This window comes from Rhizobium sp. P44RR-XXIV, from assembly GCF_001999485.2.
Lineage (GTDB): Bacteria > Pseudomonadota > Alphaproteobacteria > Rhizobiales > Rhizobiaceae > Rhizobium.
On sequence record NZ_MPVZ02000029.1, the window covers coordinates 123,279 to 140,681 of the forward strand.

The 17,403-nt window shown below is 61.0% G+C and carries 16 protein-coding genes and 2 pseudogenes; 4 read left to right on the top strand and 14 right to left on the bottom strand.

Features of this window, described 5'->3' with window-relative positions:
- From BSK43_RS26665 to putA, 7 genes and pseudogenes are all read right to left on the bottom strand, one after another.
- Positions 1-1,929, bottom strand: a complete 1,929-nt coding sequence (locus tag BSK43_RS26665; RefSeq protein ID WP_077467798.1) for a glycoside hydrolase family 127 protein — start codon at positions 1,927-1,929, stop codon at positions 1-3.
- Between the two features lie 26 nt (positions 1,930-1,955).
- Positions 1,956-2,819 carry a carbohydrate ABC transporter permease gene (locus BSK43_RS26670; RefSeq protein WP_077467799.1) on the bottom strand — a complete coding sequence of 288 codons (864 nt, stop codon included), beginning with the start codon at positions 2,817-2,819 and terminating at the stop codon, positions 1,956-1,958.
- Complete coding sequence (locus BSK43_RS26675; protein ID WP_077467800.1) at positions 2,816-3,733, bottom strand: sugar ABC transporter permease; 918 nt, start codon at positions 3,731-3,733, stop codon at positions 2,816-2,818. The genes BSK43_RS26670 and BSK43_RS26675 overlap by 4 nt, the downstream gene beginning before the upstream one ends.
- Positions 3,734-3,796: 63 nt before the next feature.
- Complete coding sequence (locus BSK43_RS26680) at positions 3,797-5,038, bottom strand: sugar ABC transporter substrate-binding protein (RefSeq protein WP_077467801.1); 1,242 nt, start codon at positions 5,036-5,038, stop codon at positions 3,797-3,799.
- A 40-nt stretch (positions 5,039-5,078) separates the two neighbouring features.
- A complete protein-coding gene (locus tag BSK43_RS26685) occupies positions 5,079-6,035 on the bottom strand; it encodes a LacI family DNA-binding transcriptional regulator (RefSeq protein WP_246662696.1) in 957 nt (318 codons plus the stop codon).
- A 301-nt stretch (positions 6,036-6,336) separates the two neighbouring features.
- On the bottom strand, positions 6,337-7,539 hold the full coding sequence (locus BSK43_RS36040; protein WP_281406670.1) for an aldehyde dehydrogenase family protein: 1,203 nt from the start codon (positions 7,537-7,539) through the stop codon (positions 6,337-6,339).
- Positions 7,452-10,128 (bottom strand): annotated as a pseudogene (putA, locus tag BSK43_RS26690) (bifunctional proline dehydrogenase/L-glutamate gamma-semialdehyde dehydrogenase PutA). Before putA ends, BSK43_RS36040 begins: the two are co-directional and overlap by 88 nt.
- A gap of 95 nt (positions 10,129-10,223) precedes the next feature.
- Here putA and BSK43_RS26695 point away from each other — a divergent pair.
- Together BSK43_RS26695 and BSK43_RS26700 are read left to right on the top strand one after the other, a co-directional pair.
- Positions 10,224-10,685, top strand: coding sequence for an Lrp/AsnC family transcriptional regulator (locus tag BSK43_RS26695; protein WP_077467804.1), 462 nt, complete (start codon positions 10,224-10,226; stop codon positions 10,683-10,685).
- Positions 10,686-10,829: 144 nt separating this feature from the next.
- Positions 10,830-11,096 (top strand): hypothetical protein, encoded by a 267-nt coding sequence (locus tag BSK43_RS26700; protein WP_077467805.1) that lies wholly within the window; start codon positions 10,830-10,832, stop codon positions 11,094-11,096.
- Between the two features lie 46 nt (positions 11,097-11,142).
- On the opposite strand, the gene BSK43_RS26705 is transcribed toward BSK43_RS26700, so the two are convergent.
- Positions 11,143-11,328 (bottom strand): 4-oxalocrotonate tautomerase, encoded by a 186-nt coding sequence (locus tag BSK43_RS26705; RefSeq protein WP_068393729.1) that lies wholly within the window; start codon positions 11,326-11,328, stop codon positions 11,143-11,145.
- Positions 11,329-11,443: 115 nt separating this feature from the next.
- Here BSK43_RS26705 and BSK43_RS26710 point away from each other — a divergent pair, with 115 nt between their 5' ends.
- Positions 11,444-12,328, top strand: a complete 885-nt coding sequence (locus tag BSK43_RS26710; RefSeq protein WP_077467806.1) for a LysR family transcriptional regulator — start codon at positions 11,444-11,446, stop codon at positions 12,326-12,328.
- A 9-nt stretch (positions 12,329-12,337) separates the two neighbouring features.
- Here the strand turns inward: BSK43_RS26710 and BSK43_RS26715 are convergent, their stop codons facing one another.
- Positions 12,338-13,222: a LysR substrate-binding domain-containing protein gene (locus BSK43_RS26715; protein ID WP_077467807.1), complete on the bottom strand. Its 885-nt coding sequence runs from the start codon at positions 13,220-13,222 to the stop codon at positions 12,338-12,340.
- A gap of 133 nt (positions 13,223-13,355) precedes the next feature.
- On the opposite strand from BSK43_RS26715, the gene BSK43_RS26720 reads away from it, so the two are divergent.
- Positions 13,356-14,216, top strand: a complete 861-nt coding sequence (locus tag BSK43_RS26720) for a DUF1989 domain-containing protein (RefSeq protein WP_077467808.1) — start codon at positions 13,356-13,358, stop codon at positions 14,214-14,216.
- 119 nt (positions 14,217-14,335) lie between these two features.
- Here the strand turns inward: BSK43_RS26720 and BSK43_RS26725 are convergent, their stop codons facing one another.
- The 5 genes and pseudogenes from BSK43_RS26725 to thiO form a co-directional block, all read right to left on the bottom strand.
- Complete coding sequence (locus BSK43_RS26725; RefSeq protein WP_077467809.1) at positions 14,336-14,689, bottom strand: hypothetical protein; 354 nt, start codon at positions 14,687-14,689, stop codon at positions 14,336-14,338.
- 160 nt (positions 14,690-14,849) lie between these two features.
- Entirely contained in the window at positions 14,850-15,461 is a 612-nt protein-coding gene (locus BSK43_RS26730) for a thiamine phosphate synthase (RefSeq protein ID WP_077467810.1), read from the bottom strand.
- Complete coding sequence (locus BSK43_RS26735) at positions 15,458-16,231, bottom strand: thiazole synthase (RefSeq protein ID WP_077467811.1); 774 nt, start codon at positions 16,229-16,231, stop codon at positions 15,458-15,460. The genes BSK43_RS26730 and BSK43_RS26735 overlap by 4 nt, the downstream gene beginning before the upstream one ends.
- A 3-nt stretch (positions 16,232-16,234) precedes the next feature.
- Positions 16,235-16,432 carry a sulfur carrier protein ThiS gene (gene thiS, locus BSK43_RS26740; RefSeq protein WP_077467812.1) on the bottom strand — a complete coding sequence of 66 codons (198 nt, stop codon included), beginning with the start codon at positions 16,430-16,432 and terminating at the stop codon, positions 16,235-16,237.
- Positions 16,423-17,402 (bottom strand): annotated as a pseudogene (gene thiO, locus BSK43_RS26745) (glycine oxidase ThiO). Before thiO ends, thiS begins: the two are co-directional and overlap by 10 nt.
- Between the last annotated feature and the right edge of the window lies 1 nt (position 17,403).

Consider the following 17,403-nt stretch of genomic DNA (forward strand, 5'->3'; position numbering starts at 1 on the left):
TCAGGCCTCACGGCTTTGCTCGGTGCGGATCCAGACCAGCATTTCGCCCGGCTCGCGGTTGTCCCAGAGATGATAGGGCACGAAGCGTGCGGTGGCGGCTCGGCTCTTCGGGGGCGTCGTCCGGTAAAGATCCGATCCCCAGTCCGCCTCGTCGCGTGTGACTGGAATATCGAGCGCGACGGCACCTTCGAGGGCGGCGATTTCGGCAGTCCTTGCCGAGGCGGGCTTGCCCGCGAGCGAAATGCTGTTGAGGTCCTGGCCGTTATCCGTTGTCTCGACGCAATAGACGAGCGGGCCGCGCATCAGGGCGGCGCGCCCGGCATCCTGGCGGACCCTGGGATTAGCGAAAAGGGTGCGCGGGATCAGCGGAATGTTAAGGTCGACCTTGTCGCCGGCCTGCCACTCGCGGTCGATACGGGCATAGCCGTCGACGGTAACCGCTGGGAGATCGATGGTCTTGCCATTGACCGCAAGCGTTGCGCCCTCGGCCCATTCGGGTATGCGCAGCGACAGTGCGAATTCGGCATTGCGATCCGGGTTGACCTCGAAATGGATGGCACCATCCCAAGGATAGCGCGTCGCCTGGGCAAGCGTCACGGTCACGCCGCTCGCCAACGGCACACGGGCCTTGCTCTCGCCATAGAGATGCACGGCGATTTCGTTGTCCGCTGCGGCATACATGTAGGAACCGACCGAAGCGAGCAGGCGGGCGATGTTGGGCGGGCAGCAGGGGCAATGATGCCAGGTCCAGCGGTGATGCTTGCCGGCACTCTCCAGCGGATTTTCATAGAAAAAGGTCTTGCCGTCGAGTGATAGCCCGGCCATCGCGCCGTTGTAGAGCGCCTGTTCCATGATGTCCGCATAGCGGCGGTTCGGGCCGCGCCCGAGCATGCGGTTGGCCCAGAAGACAAGGCCGACCGAGGCACAGGTCTCGGCATAGGCGCTTTCGTTCGGCAGGTCGTAATAGTCGGTGAAGCCTTCGTTGGAGGCAGCCGGACCGATGCCGCCCGTGACATACATCTGCTTGGTCGTCAGATCGTCCCAGAGCGTCTCCAGCGCCGAAGTTAGCGTGTCGTCGTTATATTCCGTCGCGATGTCGGCCATGCCGGAATAGAGATACATGGCGCGCACGGCATGCCCCACCACCTTGGTCTGGTCGCGCACCGGCAGATGCGACTGGCTGTACTCATAGGTCTTCTGCACGAAGTTCTTGGGGTCGCGGCCGTCGCGCAGCGCTTCCTCGGTGAAGAAATGCGGCTGCTGACCGCGCTCGTCGATGAAGTATTTGGCCAGATCCAGGTACTTCTTCTCACCCGTGACGCGGGCGAGCTTTACGAGCGCGAGTTCTACCTCCTCGTGGCCGCAATAGCCGCGCAACTGTCCTTCGCCATGGCCGAAGACGGTCAGCATGTAGTCGGCAAAGCGGCTCATGATGTCGAGCAGCTTGCGCTTGCCCGTCGCCTGATAATAGGCGACGGCCGCCTCGATCAGATGGCCGGCGCAATAAAGCTCATGGTGGTCGCGCAGGTTGGTCCAGCGGCGCCCGGGCTGGACGCGCTGGAACCAGGCGTTCAGATAACCATCCTTCTCCTGCATCTTTTCATACATGTCGATGATGGCGTCGGCGCGTGCCTCCAGCTCTGGATTGGGCCGGCGATAGAGCGAATAGGCGATGGTCTCGATCGATTTGCCGAGATCGCTGTCCCAGAACATCTGTGTGGAGCCCGACCATGTCTGCAGGGGGATGACGATGCCGGGGCTCGGCTGGCCGACATCGATGGCGCGGATCATGCCGGCCTCGACGCAGCGGTCGAGCAGGGTGGCGGCCGTCGAATTGCAGATAGCATCCTGGCGGTCGCCGAACAGGCCGGCGAGCTCGACATTTGGAACGGGCAGGGGGCGGAACTGGCGGCTTTGCTTGTCTGACATGGCTTTCATCCGTTTGTTTGAAGGGGTCATTTCACCGCGCCGGCCATCAGCCCGCGCATGTAGTAGCGTTGCAAAAGCAGGAAGACGATGACGCAGGGGATGGTCATGACGGCGATGCCGGCCTGGACCGCTCCCCAGTTGACGGCACCGAGGCGGCCGGTCCTGACGGCGATCATCAGCACCGGCAGGGTGAATTTCTCATTGCTGGAGAGAAGGATCAGGGCCGCCAGGAATTCGTTCCAGGCGTTGAGGAAGGCGAAGATCGCAACCGTTGCCACGCCCGGCAGCACCAGCGGAAACAGCACGCGGAAGAGGAGTTTCAGATCGCGCGCGCCGTCGATGCGGGCCGCCTCCTCGATTTCCTTCGGCACGGCGTCGAAGGCGTTGCGCATCATGAAGACCGAGAAGGGCAATTGCAGCGTCACATAGACCAGCGTCAGCCCGATCAGCGAATTGTTGAGGCCGAGCTTCGCCAGAATGATGAAAAGCGGCGTCAGGATCGACTGGAAGGGGATCATCAGCGTCGCGATGACGAGAATGAAGAGAGCGCCCTTGAAGGGGAATTGGTAGCGCGAGAAACCGTAGCCGGCCAGCAGGCTGACGAGGACGGTCAGTACTACCGTACCGACGGAGACGAACAGCGAATTCAGCGTGTGTTGCAGAACGCCCGCCCCGAAGCCATCCAGCGAGCGATAGGCATCGAAGCTGAAACCGGTCGTCGGCCAGGGCGGCAACGGCGGAAGGCTGGCTTCGCTACCGTGCCTGAATGAGGAAAGGAGCGCGATCGCAAAGGGCGCGAAGAAAAAAATGACGATGATGACGCCGATACCGTGATAGCCGATACCGCCCCAGAGCTTGCGCCTTGCGCGGCGCTCTTTTGCTGTGTTCATGGCCGGCCCTCCCCACCGCGTAGAAGCCAGAGCTGGACGATGCTGATCAGCACGAGGATGACGAGCAGCGCGATCGACAATGCTGCGCCATAGCCGAGATTGAAGGACACGAAGGACTGGTTGAAGATGTAGTAAACCACGGAGATCATCCGGTTCTGCGGTCCGCCTGATGTCATGATGTAGAACTGGTCGAAGGCCAGCACCGAGCCGGTGATGGAGATGATGAGCGCGAGCGCGATGGTGCGGCGCATCAGTGGCAAGGTCAGGTGCCGGAAGCGCTGCCAGCGCCTCGCGCCATCGATGCGGGCGGCTTCCGTGAGCTCGGATGGGATCGCCTGCAGGCCGGTCAGCAGGATGATCATGGTGAAGCCGGCGATCTTCCAGACCACCATGACGACGATCGTGGCAAATGCCATGTCGAAATCGGCAAGCAGGTTCGGCCTCTTGTCGACCAGACCGAGCGCCAGCGCCACCGGGGCGAAGAAGCCGCTATCGACATTGGCGAGCCAGACCCAGAGTAGCGAGGCCGTGGCAAGGCCGACGACAACAGGAAGGAAGATGATCGTCCGATAGAAGCCGACGAAAGGCCGCTGCTTCTCCACATAGAGTGCCAGCGGAAAGGCGACGGCGAAAATCACTATGGTGACGACGACCGTGTAATAGGCGGTAAAGCGTAGCGCCGCCATGAAGCGTATGTCGGAGAACATGCGGATATAGTTGCCGAAGCCGATCCAGCGCGGATTGCCGAGCAGCGGCCAGTTATGCAGGCTCATCCAGACGGTGAAGACAACGGGCAGGATGAAGAAGACGATGACCAGCGCCATGGCCGGCGCGATGTAGAGAAATCCGTGCCAGCCGGCACGTCTTCGCCGTTTGCGAAGCCGCGCGGTTGCGATAGCTCCAGGACCCGCCATGGAATGCTCCCGATGTTGCGATGGAAGGACCGGGAAGCGTGAAGCCTCCCGGCAATCGTGCGCTTATTGCTGTTGGGCGGTGTCGATGATCGACTGCATTTCCGATTGGGCATTGGCAAAGGCGCCGTCGACATCGCTGCCGAAGATCGCGGCATTGGTAAAGCCTGCCCAGGGGCCGTTGGCGCTGTTGATCAGATCGTTGAACTGCAGCGTATAGGGCGTCTTGGCGATCGATATGGCTTTCAGGCCAACCTGCATGCGCGGATCGAGGCCCTCAAGCACCTGCTGAGCGATATCGCCGCGCGTCGGCAGGCTGCCATATTTCGCCATGATCTTCTGCCCCTCGAGCGAATAGGTGTATTCGAGGAATTTCTTCACTGCATCGAGCTTCTTGGTGCCCTTGGAGATGACGAAATTGTCGCCGCCGGCAAAGGACGACGGCTTGCCGTCAGCGCCGGGGATCAGAGTCACCCCGAAATGGATATCGGGATATTGCGTAATGAGCGTGCCGATCGAGAAGGCACCGATGCTCTGCTGACCGATCTTGCCGTTGCTGATGCTCAGGAAATTGGCGCCGGTATCGCTTGCCGCCCCTGCCGGTACCAGATCCTTTTTCACCATGTCGCGGTAGATGCCGACCGCCTTGCGCATTTGTGGCGTGTCGAGCGTCGCGGTCTTGCCGTCGGCCGAAAGAATGTCTGCCCCTGCACCCCAGACGAGCGGGGTGAAGGTGAAGATCATGCAGCCGCCACAGCCACCGCCGGAGAAATAGAAGCCGTAGGTGTCGCCGCCGAGGGCGCGGATCTTTTCGGCATTCTGCTCGATCTCTTCCCAGGTTGCCGGCGCCTTTTCCGGGTCGAGGCCGGCCTTCTTGTAGAGATCCTTGTTCCAGGCAAAGACGGAGGTCTCGACCGAGAGTGGCAGGCCATAGATATGGCCGTCATAAGTGCCGAGCTTCACATGCGATGGCGAGAGCGAGTTGAAATAGGGCAGGCTTTTCGCCCAGTCGGTCAGGTCCGCGAGCTGGCCGGCTGCGGCAAAGGCCGGCGTATAGATTAGATCCATCGATAGCGCATCCGGCGCCTGACTGCCGGCGATGGCTGTCGCGTATTTTTGCACGAGTTCGCCGAAAGGCACTTCCGTCAGCGCGACCTTGTCGTCATGGCCGGCATTATAGGCCTCGACGACCTTCTTGAAGGAATCGCCGATGCCGCTGCGCACCCACATGGAGATGTTTTCAGCAGATGCGGCAGGTGCCAAGCATAGGGATATGAGGCCGGTTGCGGCCAGAAATCGCTTCATCATGTTCTCCTCCCATGGGGCAACTCCCATTGCCCTTTCTTGATTAAAGCTCGGGGTCTCCCCCGCACGACTGCCGCACGACGAGTTCGCAGGGCAATGTCCTGATCCCCGGTTCGACGCTGCGTCCTTCCGCGAGCGCTAGAACCGTCAGTCCGGCCTCTCTTCCGAGCGCCTTGAGATTCATGTCGACCGTCGTCAGCGGCGGCCTTGTTTGCGCGGCGACGATCTCCCAATTGTCGAAACCAACCACCGAGACATCCTCCGGCACCCGCACGCCGCGCTCGCGCAGCGCATCAACGACCGCCCGCGCGATCTGGTCGTTGCCGCAGAAGATCGCGTCTGGTTTTGCGCCGGCCGCATTCCATAGCTGTGCCACCGCTTCGTGACCCCATGCCTCGGACCAGGTGCCGTACATGACCGGCAGCGCGTCGCCGACAAGGCCGCGATAGGCCTTGGCGCGCTCGCGCACCGAGACGAAGCTGTCCGGCCCCGTCACATGGGCTATCCGGCGTCGGCCGAGGCCCTGAAGCCATTCGACGGCAAGAACCGCTCCCTGAAAATCGTCGGCGCAGAAGGTGACGCTATCAGGCGCACCCTCTGTGAACGCGTAGACGACCGGCACGGGCAGGTTGGACAGATCCACCGGCAAGCGGCGGTCGATCCGCTTGCCCGAGGCGATGATGCCGTCAACATGCTTGTCCAGCAGCGCGTCCACGTGAACCTTTCCAAGCACCGGATCATCCTCGATGGTACACAGGAAGACCGAAACCCCATGATCGACGAGCGCTTCGGTGATGCCGGCCATGACCGGCAGCGTGAAGCGGCCATATGTGTCGTTGGTCAGAAGACCGATCGTGAAGGTGCGATTGCTGAGCAGCCCCTTGGCGAGAGTATTCGGCCGGAAGCCGATCTCGGCAGCGGCCCGCTTGACCCGCTCGCGAGTGTCGTCACCCATGCGGCCGGTATTGTTGAGGGCTTTCGATGCTGTCGAAATGCTCACACCTGCAGCCGCCGCAACGTCGTGAATCGTTGCGCGTCCGCTTTTCGCACGCTGATTTTCCAGATGTCTTCTCCCACTCGATTTTCTTGAGAAAAGCTTTTCTCAATGTCAGAGTCAATAAGAGAAAAGCTTTTCTCAAAATTTTTTAAGCGGCCAATCAAATGACGTTCGGAAGGGATGAGCACATGGCTGCCAAAGGATCAGGTTTGAGGCAGCGTGAATGAATCCGACAGATGCAGTCACAAAAAAAGCGGCCGGGACATGACTATCCCGGCCGCCGAGTTCATTCGAGATCGCGGCGTTAGCCGATCGTCATCAGGCTGGCATTGCCGCCGGCGGCTGCCGTGTTGATCGACGTCGTCACTTCTTCCAGCAGCCAGTTCAGGCAGTAGGCATCGGCGCTCCCGGCGATTTCCTCGCTAGAGGCGGCCTGCGTGAGCAGCAGGGGGCCGGGAAGAGCTGATATCGTCTTGATGGCCCGCTGGACGCGCGCGGCATCTCCTTCGATGAGAGCGCCGGCGAATGGGCCATCCGCAGCCCAATCCTTTGACCACGAGATGCGGGCCGTAACCACCGCTGGCAGATTTTGGAGTTCGTCCTGCAGACCCGAAGCAGCGTCGATGACGATCGAATTGCCCGTCGCAAGTGCGGCGGCGACCTGGACATGCAGGCCAAGCGCCGTCTGTGGAACGAGCAGGACCCTGCCACGCGGATGCAGCGCATAGAGGTTCAACTCACCGACCGGGCCGGGCAGTTCGGCGTTGAAACCCAGCGACGACTGGTCGGCAACGGCGCGAGCCTGCTTTGCAGCCGGTGCTCCTTTGCTGTCGAGCCAGGCAAGAAACTCCTGAGCGGCTGGATCGACCTGTACTGTTTCGTCGCGCAGTGGCTCGGTCGATGAGGCGGTCAGACGACGCAGATACATCGGGCCGCCTGCCTTCGGGCCGGTACCGGAGAGGCCGCGGCCGCCGAAGGGCTGAACACCGACGACAGCGCCGATGATGTTGCGGTTGACGTAAAGATTGCCTGCTTTCACGCGGCTGGTGACATGGGCGATCGTGTCATCCAGCCGGGTGTGCAGGCCGAAGGTCAAGCCGTAGCCGGACGCGTTGACATCATCAATCAGCCTGTCCAGCCCCTTGCGCTTGTAGCGGATGATATGGAGGACGGGCCCAAACACCTCGCGCTTCAGATCGCTCAGCTTCTTCAGCTCGATGATCGTCGGGGCGACGAAGGTGCCCTTGGCGGCGCTTGTCGGAAGGTCGAGCTGTTCGACGGCGCAGCCAAGCTTACGCATGCGTTCGATGTGCTCATCGATGCCGCGCTTGGCGTTGTCGTCGATGACGGGCCCAATGTCGATGGCAAGCCGGTCGGTACGGCCGACAGAGAGCTCGCGAAGCGCACCGCGCAGCATGGTCAGCGTACGATCGGCGACTTCGTCCTGCAGGCATAGCACGCGCAGCGCCGAGCAGCGCTGTCCGGCGCTATCGAAGGCAGAAGCGATGACGTCGGCGACGACCTGTTCGCGAGCGCCGAGGAGTCGACGATCATGCCGTTCTGGCCGCCGGTCTCGGCGATCAGCGGGATCGGCTTGCCGAATTTCGACAGCCGCTCGGCGAGCTGCGCCTGAATGAGGCGGGCGACTTCCGTCGAACCGGTGAACATGACGCCGGCGGTTTCAGGCGCACCGACGAGGGCTGCCCCCATGCGGCCGCTACCTGGAGCGAATTGGAGAACGTCGCGCGGAATGCCCGCTTCATGCAGGATGCGAATGCCCTGGGCAGCAATCAGCGGCGTGTTGCCAGCCGGCTTGGCGACAACCGGATTGCCGGCAACCAGTGCTGCGGCAACCTGGCCGGTGAAGATCGCCAGCGGGAAGTTCCATGGGCTGATGCAGACGACCGGACCGAGCGGAACGCTGTCGGGCTTCAATACTTTGCGCGCGCAGCGCAGCGTAATAGCGCAGGAAATCAATGGCCTCCCGGACCTCGCCGACGGCATTTGCTGTAGACTTGCCCGCTTCGCGGATCGTCAGGCCGACAAGCAGGGGCATCTCGCCTTGCATCAGTTCGGCGGCGCGCTCCAGGATCGCTGCGCGAGCATCCGGGCTGACGGACGCCCATGATCCAGTAGCGCCGGCCGCAAGGCGCATCACGTCGGCGGCGTCATCCAGGCCGAGCTCGGTAACGTGGCCGACAACGTCGGAATGGTCGGCGGGATTGAGGATCGGGCGCGTCTCGCCGCGCTCGGAGCTATCGGCGAGCAGCGGCTTTGCGACCCAATCCCTGGCGGCGGAGGCGTGCAGTTCGGCGGAGAGCCCGGAGAGCGCCGCTTCATTCGACAAATCTATGCCGGCTGAATTCTTCCGAGCGCCCTCGAACAGATCGGCGGGAAGGACGATCTTGTCGTGCTGTGCGCCCATGATGGGCATCGCACTGACGATCTCGACAGGATCGGCGATCAATTCGGAAACGGGAACGGCCGGATCGGCGATCTTGTTGACGAAGGAGGAGTTGGCGCCGTTTTCGAGCAGGCGGCGGACAAGATAGGCGAGCAGCGTTTCATGCGTACCGACAGGCGCGTAGATCCGGCATGGACGATCCAGGTTTTCGGCGCCGACTACTTCCTCGTAAAGCGGTTCGCCCATGCCGTGCAGGCATTGGAACTCATATTTGCCAACGGCAAAATCGCTTCCGGCCATCTGGTAGATCGTTGCCAGCGACTGCGCATTGTGGGTGGCGAACTGCGGGAAGACCACATCGGTTGCCGAAAGCAGCTTCTTGGCGCAGGCGATATAGGAGACATCGGTGTAGATCTTGCGGGTGTAGACCGGGAAGCCTTCGAGGCCGTCTACCTGGGCGCGCTTGATCTCGGCATCCCAATAGGCGCCCTTGACGAGGCGTACCATCAGCCGGTGGCCTGAGCGGCGGGCGAGATCGATGATGAAATCGAGGACGAAGGGGCAGCGCTTGCCATAGGCCTGCACAACGAAGCCGATGCCATCCCAGCCGTCGAGATCCGGATCGAGGCAAAGTGCTTCCAGCAGGTCGAGCGACAGCTCCAGCCGGTCAGCTTCCTCGGCGTCGATGTTCAGGCCGATATTGTAACTCTTGGAGAGAAGGGCGAGCGCTTTCACCTTCGGCAGCAGTTCGCCCATGACCCTGTCGACCTGCGAGCGCGAATAGCGAGGATGCAAGGCGGAGAGCTTGATGGAGATGCCAGGGCCTTCATAGATGCCGCGGCCGGCCGAGGCCTTGCCGATGGCATGAATCGCGTTTTCATAGTCGCGATAGTAGCGTTCTGCATCGGCGTGTGTCGTCGCTGCCTCGCCGAGCATATCGTAGGAATAGCGAAAGCCTTGGGCCTCGAGCGCGCGGGCACGCTTCAGTGCCTCGTCGATCGTCTCGCCCGTGACGAATTGCTCGCCCATCATCCGCATCGCCATGTCGACGCCGCGCCGGATCACCGGCTCGCCAGCACGCGCGATCAGCCGCGTCAGCGAGGCCGACAGCCCGCTTTCGCTGACCGTTGATGTCAGCTTGCCGGTAACCACCAGTCCCCATGTCGCGGCATTGACGAACATCGAGCGGCCACCGCCCAGATGCGACTTCCAGTCGCCGCCGGCGATCTTGTCGCGGATCAGCGCGTCGCGCGTTGCCGTGTCGGGAATGCGCAGCAGTGCCTCGGCAAGGCACATCAGCGCCACGCCTTCCTGGCTCGACAGCGAATATTCGTGCACCAGACCTTCGACGCCGGTGCCCTTGTGCTTGGCGCGCAACGCCTCGATCAGCGTCCTGGCCGTATTCTTCGCAGCTTCACGAACGGGTGCCGGCAAAGTAGCCGCCTCGACCAGCATGGGGAGGCATTCGGTCTCCGGACGCCGATAGGCCGCAGTAATCGCCTTTCGAAGCGGGCTTTGCTCACGGATGGGAGGGGCGAAATGTGAAAACGGGGCAGCGTCCGGGGACGGTTCTTCGGCGGCGAGTGCGACAGTAGCAGTCATGATAACCTCAAGGTGCAAGGGTCCCTGTAACCACATAGGCGCGAGCGATTTCGCTCCCTGCGGCCCTCCCGTTGCTTCGCTGCGGAACATACTTCATTCCCGAAAGGCGTTCCGCCTTGAAACTGCGGCTTTTCAGTCATATTGGACTTCAATAATGTCCATTTCAAATAGGAATGCCTACAGAAATGATCAAATCCAGTGAAATTGACCAGTTCGATCAAAAGATCCTCGATGCACTGGTCGAAGACGGCCGCATGTCGATCACGGAGCTCTCCGAGCGTGTCGGTCTTTCAAAGACGCCGTGCCAGGCGCGGCTGAAGAAATTGATCGATTCCGGCTATATCGATGGCTTCAAGGCTGTGCTCAATCCGGTCAAGCTCGGCCTCGATCACGTCGCCTTCGCCGAAGTGAAGCTGACTGATACCCGCGAGGAGGCCTTGCTCAGCTTCAACAATGCCATCAAGAAAATCAAGGAAATTGAGGAGTGCCATATGATCGCCGGGCGCTTCGATTATCTGCTGAAAGTTCGCACGTCGGATATCCGGCGCTACCGCATCGTCCTGGGCGAAAAAATCTCCAGCCTGCCTTTCGTGGCAAGCACGTCGACCAATGTAGTGATGCAGTCGGTCAAGGAAAACTGGTCGTAAAATCGCATCGCAATTCCGATGGCGACCACCTTTTGTGTTCTGGCGCATTCGTCGCAATCCACGTTGCCGGCTCAACAACGATCTAGATTTCGCCATTCGAATCGGATCAGTGCCGAGGGCTAAGTTTAGTAAGGTGGAGTATGCATGGAAATGAATGCAAGCGACCGCGACCTCATTGAGGTCATGAAGCGGTACTTTGCGGTGAAGGCCGAAGTGGAAGATCTAAAGGCCCGGCTTGAGGCGGCAAGACGGGAAAGCGGCGAGGAGATCGGCGCATTTTACAATCCGCGCACCAATAGTGATCACGCCCCTGATATTATCCGCTCCCACGCCCTCAAGCAGGAATTGGCCCGTCTGATGGATTGGGCCGAGGCCTGGGGCCGTCAAAGCTTGACGATAAGCCCGGCCTGACGGCCGGTATAGCGCCGTCAGGCTCGATATTTTCGATCGGAACGTCTCAGCTATCCGATTTCAGTTTGCCCGCCGTCGCCCAGGAATCCTTCGAAATCTCGGTAATGATGATTTCCACCGATTCCGGCGGGCAAACCAGCGTTTCGACGACGACCTTGGTGGCTTCACGAACGAAGGCACGCTTCTGGTCCTGTGTACGTCCGGGATGCATTTCCAAGCGCAAGATGGGCATGACGACTCCTTGAGAGAATATAGCCTGATGTTAGGCAGTTCCGACTATCTTGCAAAACCATAGGTGGATAAATAGGCTACCATTTGCTTCATTCAGAACCATTGGGTACGCAATCATGGACAAGTTGGCTGGCATGGCGATGTTTGTCAGGGTCGTCGAGGAAGGCAGCTTTGCCGCCGCGGCGGAGATCAGCCAGGTATCCGCCACCATGGTTGCCAAGCATATCCGGACGATCGAACAGCGCCTCGGCGCGCGATTGCTTCATCGAACCACCCGCCGCCACCAGCTGACCGAGGTTGGCAAGCTCTATTATGAGCGCTGCAAGACTGTTCTGACGGAAGTTGATCTGGCCGAGGCGTCTGCGTCGGAATTGCAGTCGGCGCCGCGCGGCAAGCTTCGGCTCGTCGCACCCGTCAGCTTCGGAACCCAGAGCCTGGTCCCGGCTCTTGTCGATTATCTGCACGAGAATCTCGACGTCAGCGTCGATCTGGCGCTCGACAACAATCCGCATGATCTGATTGGCGAGGGCTATGAACTTTGCATCCATATTGGCGAGCTGACGGATACAAATCTGGTGGCTCGGCCTTTGAAACCGTATCGGCGCATGCTTGCTGCTTCGCCTGACTATCTTGCCCGCCATGGCAGGCCCGAGACGCCCGAGGACCTCACGAAACACGTATGCCTTGGCCACTCCTATTGGCGTCTGCAGGGGCGCTGGCATCTTGTCGGCCCGGAAGGGGAAACACGCGAAATCGCTATAAGGGGCAGGTTTACCACGAACCAGGGCGGGGCGTTGCGGGTTGCTGCGCTCCACGGAGCTGGCATCGTGCTCCAGCCTGAGCTGCTGTTGGCCGCCGATCTTGATGCCGGGCGGCTGGAGCCGGTGCTGCCGCAATGGTCCTACAAGCCGACGCCGATGCATTTGGTCTATGCGCCGGATCGCCGTCCCACAGCGATGCTGCGCAGCGCGATCGATTTCCTCGTGGCTCGCTTCGGCTGAGCAAAAGCCTCAGCTTTCCCGAGCGTTTCGGGATGCTGAGCTTGCCTTCATGAGCCAGTCGCGGAATATCTCCGCCTCAATGGAAAGCCTGGCGGCTTCGATGAGCCAATAGGATTTCTCCGTGTCCAGAGGCATGTCGAACAGAGTGACCAATGTCCCATTAGCCAGTTCGTCGCCGATCAGCGCGGTCGGGCAGAGGCCGATGCCCTGTCCGCCCATGACGGACCCGATCATCAAGCTGAAGTCGGCGAAGATCGGCCCCGATTTCGGATGCTGGTGAATGCCGGCGAGTGCGAACCAGCGGCCCCAGGCGGCGGTGGTCTCATCGTGCAGAAGATCGGCGTCGACCAGATCGGCGGGGGAGGTGATCGGGCCGTGGCGTCGGGCGAATTCCGCCGAGCAGGTGGGTCGCGTCTCGCCGCTCAAAAGAGCGACGGCATTTGTGCCGGGCTGTGTCCCATGCCGAATCAGCAGATCGACGCTCGCGGTTTCCGGCGTTCTTGCATCGAGCGCATAGACGATGTTGATGCGGATATCTGGATGCTCTCGCCTGAATGCCGGCAATTGCGGGATTAGCCAGCGGGTGGCGACGGAAGCGATGCATGCGACACTCACCGGCCGCTCAGGGCTCTCGAGCTTCAATTGCCGGGCGGCGATCTCGATATGCCCGAGCCCATTGGCCACCGCCGTCCCGAATTCGCGTCCGGCCGCCGTCAGCGTTACGCCGCGGGCATGGCGGACGAATAGCGAAACACCGAGCCAGTTTTCCATGGCCCGCACATGCTGGCTGATACCGGTAGCCGTCATATTGAGTTCCGCGGCAGCCTTGACGAAGCTCTGATGGCGGAAGGCTGCCTCAAAGGCGCGAAGGGAGGCGAGGGGAAACTGGCGCATAGGCCAAGGCTAAGTAATACTTGGCCATAGAGCAAGAACAATGAGCGTTGTGCAATAGGCCAATCTCGTTAGAGTGCGGCCCCATTGGCACAATGAAATCGGCAAGCGAACTGACAAAGGACTAGGGATCGTGATGCATAGGACCATGGATATTCCCGTTCCCCCCGATGCCGAGGAGCGGCGCGGCAAGCCGCCGGTGGTCGTCTATCCCAATGAAACGCTGCCTCCGGCGGATCTGGATGTGCTCCATTCCGCAAGGCAAAGCTTGACCAAGGTCAGCGAGATCATCGTGCCGCCGCGAGAAGCGGGCAGTTTCCGTGTGCCGAAGGGGCATTTCTTTCGCATCGTCAGCGTGGAAGGATCGCAGGTCGGCGACCTCAATCTGTGGAATGCCGATGATCTTTCGGAACGCTTTTTCAGCGGCAAGACGCGTGCCCTTCATGCCACGCATGTCGGCCTCGGCGATCGGCTGTGGAGCACTCTGCCATATCTGCGGCCGATGGCGACGATCACCCACGACACGCTCGGCTGGTATGGCTGGGATGCTGATGGAGCCGGTGTCCACGATGTCATTGGCACACGCTGCGATCCCTATACCAACCGGCTGCTGAAGGGCGACGACTACCATCATTGCTGCCATTCGAACCTGTCGCGGGCGCTTGCGTCCGAAATGAACATTCCCGTCCAGGAAGCGGAAATGCATGTTCATGACGTGCTGAACGTCTTCATGTGCACCGGGTTCACGCGTGACACGCATCAGTATTTCATGAAGGCAAGCCCGGTGCGGCCAGGCGATTTCATCGAGTTTTTCGCGGAGATCGATCTTCTGGGCGCGCTGTCGGCTTGCCCAGGCGGCGATTGCGGCAGCGGCCATTCGAGCGACGCGGCGCCCTGCTATCCGCTGCGGGTGGAAATCTTGCGGCCTGATCCGGAAAGTCTTGCGGGTAGGGCCTTTCCGGAGCGCAGCCTGTATCCGAGAACGCATGGGCTTTAAGTTTGGCAGCGCTTCGCATCTGTAAGGCCACATAAATAAATCGCCGGCGGTCTGGCGCCGGCGATTTGAAATGACTGTCCAATCAAGCATCGGCTCGTCGCCGACACTCGGTTGATTGCTTAATTGCAGACGCGGACGCGTTCGTAGTGCCAGCCGTCGTCATACTGGTTTTCAACCTGACGGTTCTCCCACCAGCATCTGGGCGGCGGCGGAGGTGCTTCATACACCGGACCGCGGTTGGCAAGGGCGCCACCGACGATCAGGCCGCCGATGAGGCCTGCGGCGACGCCGCCGGCGATTGCGCCACCATTGCCATGGTGACGATGGCCACGCCAGTCGTCATGGCCGCGCCAGTCGCCACGATAGGGCGGCCGGCCGTCGTAATACTGCGCCTGCGCGCTGCTGACGGGCGCCAATGCGCCACCTACGACCGTAGCGGCCAGCAAAACCGTTAGAACTGTTTTCTTTATCATGACTACCTCCAAAGCAGTCTTCATGCTCAGCGAATGCGCGAGTCATTTATTCAACGTTCTAAGCATGATTATGTTCACCTGAATATTTTATGAATGTATCGTTCATCGCAGCCGAATCCCGGAAAACCAGCCGTCTGGCGATGATTTTCAGCCGTATCGATCAGCTGGAAAGCCATGGACGCGTTGCCTTGATCCATTCCTGCGTGCGTGATTCGGGGTCGGAATTGCGGGTGATATCGGTCACGACGGCGGCAATATCGGCGCCATTTTCGAACACGCCGGCAATACGCGCAATCGTGAGGCCGCCGATCGCGACAAGCGGGATGTTGCCTATTTCGGCCTTCCATTGGCCGATTCGCTCAAGACCTTGCGGCGCCCAGGCCATGGCTTTGAGGATGGTGGGGTAGATCGGCCCGAGCGCGATATAATCGGGACTTGCCGTAAGAGCTGTCGCCAGCTCGGTCTCGTCATGTGTCGAAAGCCCCAGCTTCAAACCGGCCTTGCGGATGGCGCCGAGATCGGTCGTCGCCAGATCCTCCTGTCCCAGGTGAATGAAGTCACAGCCTTCTTCGATCGCAAGCTGCCAATAATCATTGACGATCAGCTGGCACCCATGTGCTGCACAAATCGCCTTTGCAGCTTGAATGTCCGTGCGTATCTCGGCGAGAGGGCGATCCTTGATACGCAGCTGCACCAGTTTTACGCCGAGCGGCACCAGCCTTTCGATCCATGCGGCGCTATCGACGATCAGGTAGAAGGGGTCGATTTTCACGCGAAAACCGCCTTTCCGATGACCGGTGTCGATGGCACCGCCATGTCGCGCGGCTCCAGCATGCCCGCGCCGAATGCTTGCCTACCGGCATCGATTGCCTTTGCGAAGGCTTCGGCCATCGCAGCGGGATCAGCCGCACCGGCAACGGCGGTGTTCAATAGCACTGCATCGAAACCCAGCTCCATGACCGTGGTCGCATGCGAGGGTCGGCCGATACCGGCATCCACGATCAGCGGCACCTCGGGAAAATGCGCGCGCATCGAGCGAAGGGCCGAGAGATTGAGTGGCCCGGCCGCTGTGCCGATCGGCGCACACCAGGGCATCAGCACCTTGCAACCGGCTTCGACCAGGCGTTCGGCGACCACAAGATCGTCCGTCGTATAGGGAAAGACCTCGAAGCCGTCTCCGCTGAGAATGCGTGCCGCTTCCACCAGCGCGAAGACATCCGGCTGCAGCGTGTCGTGATTGCCGATCACCTCGAGCTTGATCCAGTTGGTTCGGAACACTTCGCGAGCCATCTTCGCCGTCAGCACCGCTTCCGAAACACCATGGCAACCGGCCGTGTTGGGAAGAACGCGAACGCCGAGATCGCGGATCATCTCGAAGAAAGCACCGCCACCGCGTCCGCCGGACGTTTCACGGCGCAGCGAGACGGTGACGATCTCCGTTCCCGACCGCCTAACCGCTTCGGCAAGGATGGCCGGTGAGGGGTAGCGAGCCGTACCAAGAAGTAGCCGCGATCCGACTTGGCTTCCATAAAGATCAAGCATGGCTCAGCCTCCCTGCATCGGTGTCAGGATCTCGATCCTGTCATTGTCATCAAGCGAATGGTCGTCGCGATCTTCGCGGTGGACGAGCTCGCCGTTGACGGCGGTGGCCAGCCAGTCGCCCTCATAGTCGAGTGCGACGAGAAGCTGGGTGAGCGTGGTAACGGCGATCGTCTGGGCTTCGCCGTTGATGATCAGGCGCATAGGGAGCTCCCTTGTTTCGTCTGCTCGGAAAGGATGAGATCGGCAGCTTCCACCGCCATTGCCGGCGCCAGCAGGAAGCCGTGGCGGTAGAAACCGTTGAGGATGGTGACGTTGCCTTCCCGGGTCACTTTCGGGAGATTATCGGGGAAGGCTGGGCGGATGCCGGCGCCGGTTTCGACGACAGTGGCGTCGGCAAAGGCCGGGTGTAGCGCGTAGGCCGCATTCAGCAGTTCCATCAGCGAACGCGCCGTGATCGGCCCGTCGAATTCGGTTTCGATCATCGTGGCACCGACCATGAAAAGGCCGTTGCGCGCGGCACGATATAGACGGGAAAGCGTGGATGCAGCAGGCGGATGGGCCGGGCGAGCGTTATTTCTTCGGCGCTTAGATAGAGCATTTCACCGCGCACCCCGCGCAGATCATGGGTTTGCCCGATACGAGCAGCCCCTGTGCAATCGGCGATCTCGGAGAAGCCGCTTTCGTCGATATCACCGCTGGCAAAGGCGACACCCTTCGCCAAAAGTCCCCCTTTCAGTCTGGTCAACGCCCGGCGCGGATCCAGATGGGCCTCCTCGGGAAAGAACAACCCATGCCTGAAGCGGCCCGCAAGAGCGGGCTCCAGGGCAGCGATTTCGCTTTCTTCGACCCGGCGATAGCCGCTCGTGCGGCCGGCGAATCGTTTCAGCTCCACCTGATCGCGTGTCGGCGCGACAACGAGAGTTCCGTTGCGCACGACTTCTCCCGGCAGCATCGTATCCCACCGGTCGGCGGCATCGATTCCGAGCGAGAGTACCGCCGCATCGGCGCTTTCCCGTTCGCACCATGGCGCCAGCATGCCGCCGGCGAGCCAGGAGGCGGCATTGCCGAACTCCGGACGCGGGTCGAAGACCGTGACTTCGGCGCCGCGGACATTCAGTTCATGTGCGAGAGTGAGGCCGGCAACGCCGGCCCCTTTGATCAGGACGCGCATC

Coding starts and splice junctions, on each gene's coding strand:
- BSK43_RS26665 (WP_077467798.1), bottom strand. CDS start 1,929: ATGTCAGACAAGCAAAGCCGCCAGTTCCGCCCCCTGCCCGTTCCAAAT.
- BSK43_RS26670 (WP_077467799.1), bottom strand. CDS start 2,819: ATGAACACAGCAAAAGAGCGCCGCGCAAGGCGCAAGCTCTGGGGCGGT.
- BSK43_RS26675 (WP_077467800.1), bottom strand. CDS start 3,733: ATGGCGGGTCCTGGAGCTATCGCAACCGCGCGGCTTCGCAAACGGCGA.
- BSK43_RS26680 (WP_077467801.1), bottom strand. CDS start 5,038: ATGATGAAGCGATTTCTGGCCGCAACCGGCCTCATATCCCTATGCTTG.
- BSK43_RS26695 (WP_077467804.1), top strand. CDS start 10,224: ATGATCAAATCCAGTGAAATTGACCAGTTCGATCAAAAGATCCTCGAT.
- BSK43_RS26700 (WP_077467805.1), top strand. CDS start 10,830: ATGGAAATGAATGCAAGCGACCGCGACCTCATTGAGGTCATGAAGCGG.
- BSK43_RS26705 (WP_068393729.1), bottom strand. CDS start 11,328: ATGCCCATCTTGCGCTTGGAAATGCATCCCGGACGTACACAGGACCAG.
- BSK43_RS26710 (WP_077467806.1), top strand. CDS start 11,444: ATGGACAAGTTGGCTGGCATGGCGATGTTTGTCAGGGTCGTCGAGGAA.
- BSK43_RS26715 (WP_077467807.1), bottom strand. CDS start 13,222: ATGCGCCAGTTTCCCCTCGCCTCCCTTCGCGCCTTTGAGGCAGCCTTC.
- BSK43_RS26720 (WP_077467808.1), top strand. CDS start 13,356: ATGCATAGGACCATGGATATTCCCGTTCCCCCCGATGCCGAGGAGCGG.
- BSK43_RS26725 (WP_077467809.1), bottom strand. CDS start 14,689: ATGATAAAGAAAACAGTTCTAACGGTTTTGCTGGCCGCTACGGTCGTA.
- BSK43_RS26735 (WP_077467811.1), bottom strand. CDS start 16,231: ATGCTTGATCTTTATGGAAGCCAAGTCGGATCGCGGCTACTTCTTGGT.
- thiS (WP_077467812.1), bottom strand. CDS start 16,432: ATGCGCCTGATCATCAACGGCGAAGCCCAGACGATCGCCGTTACCACG.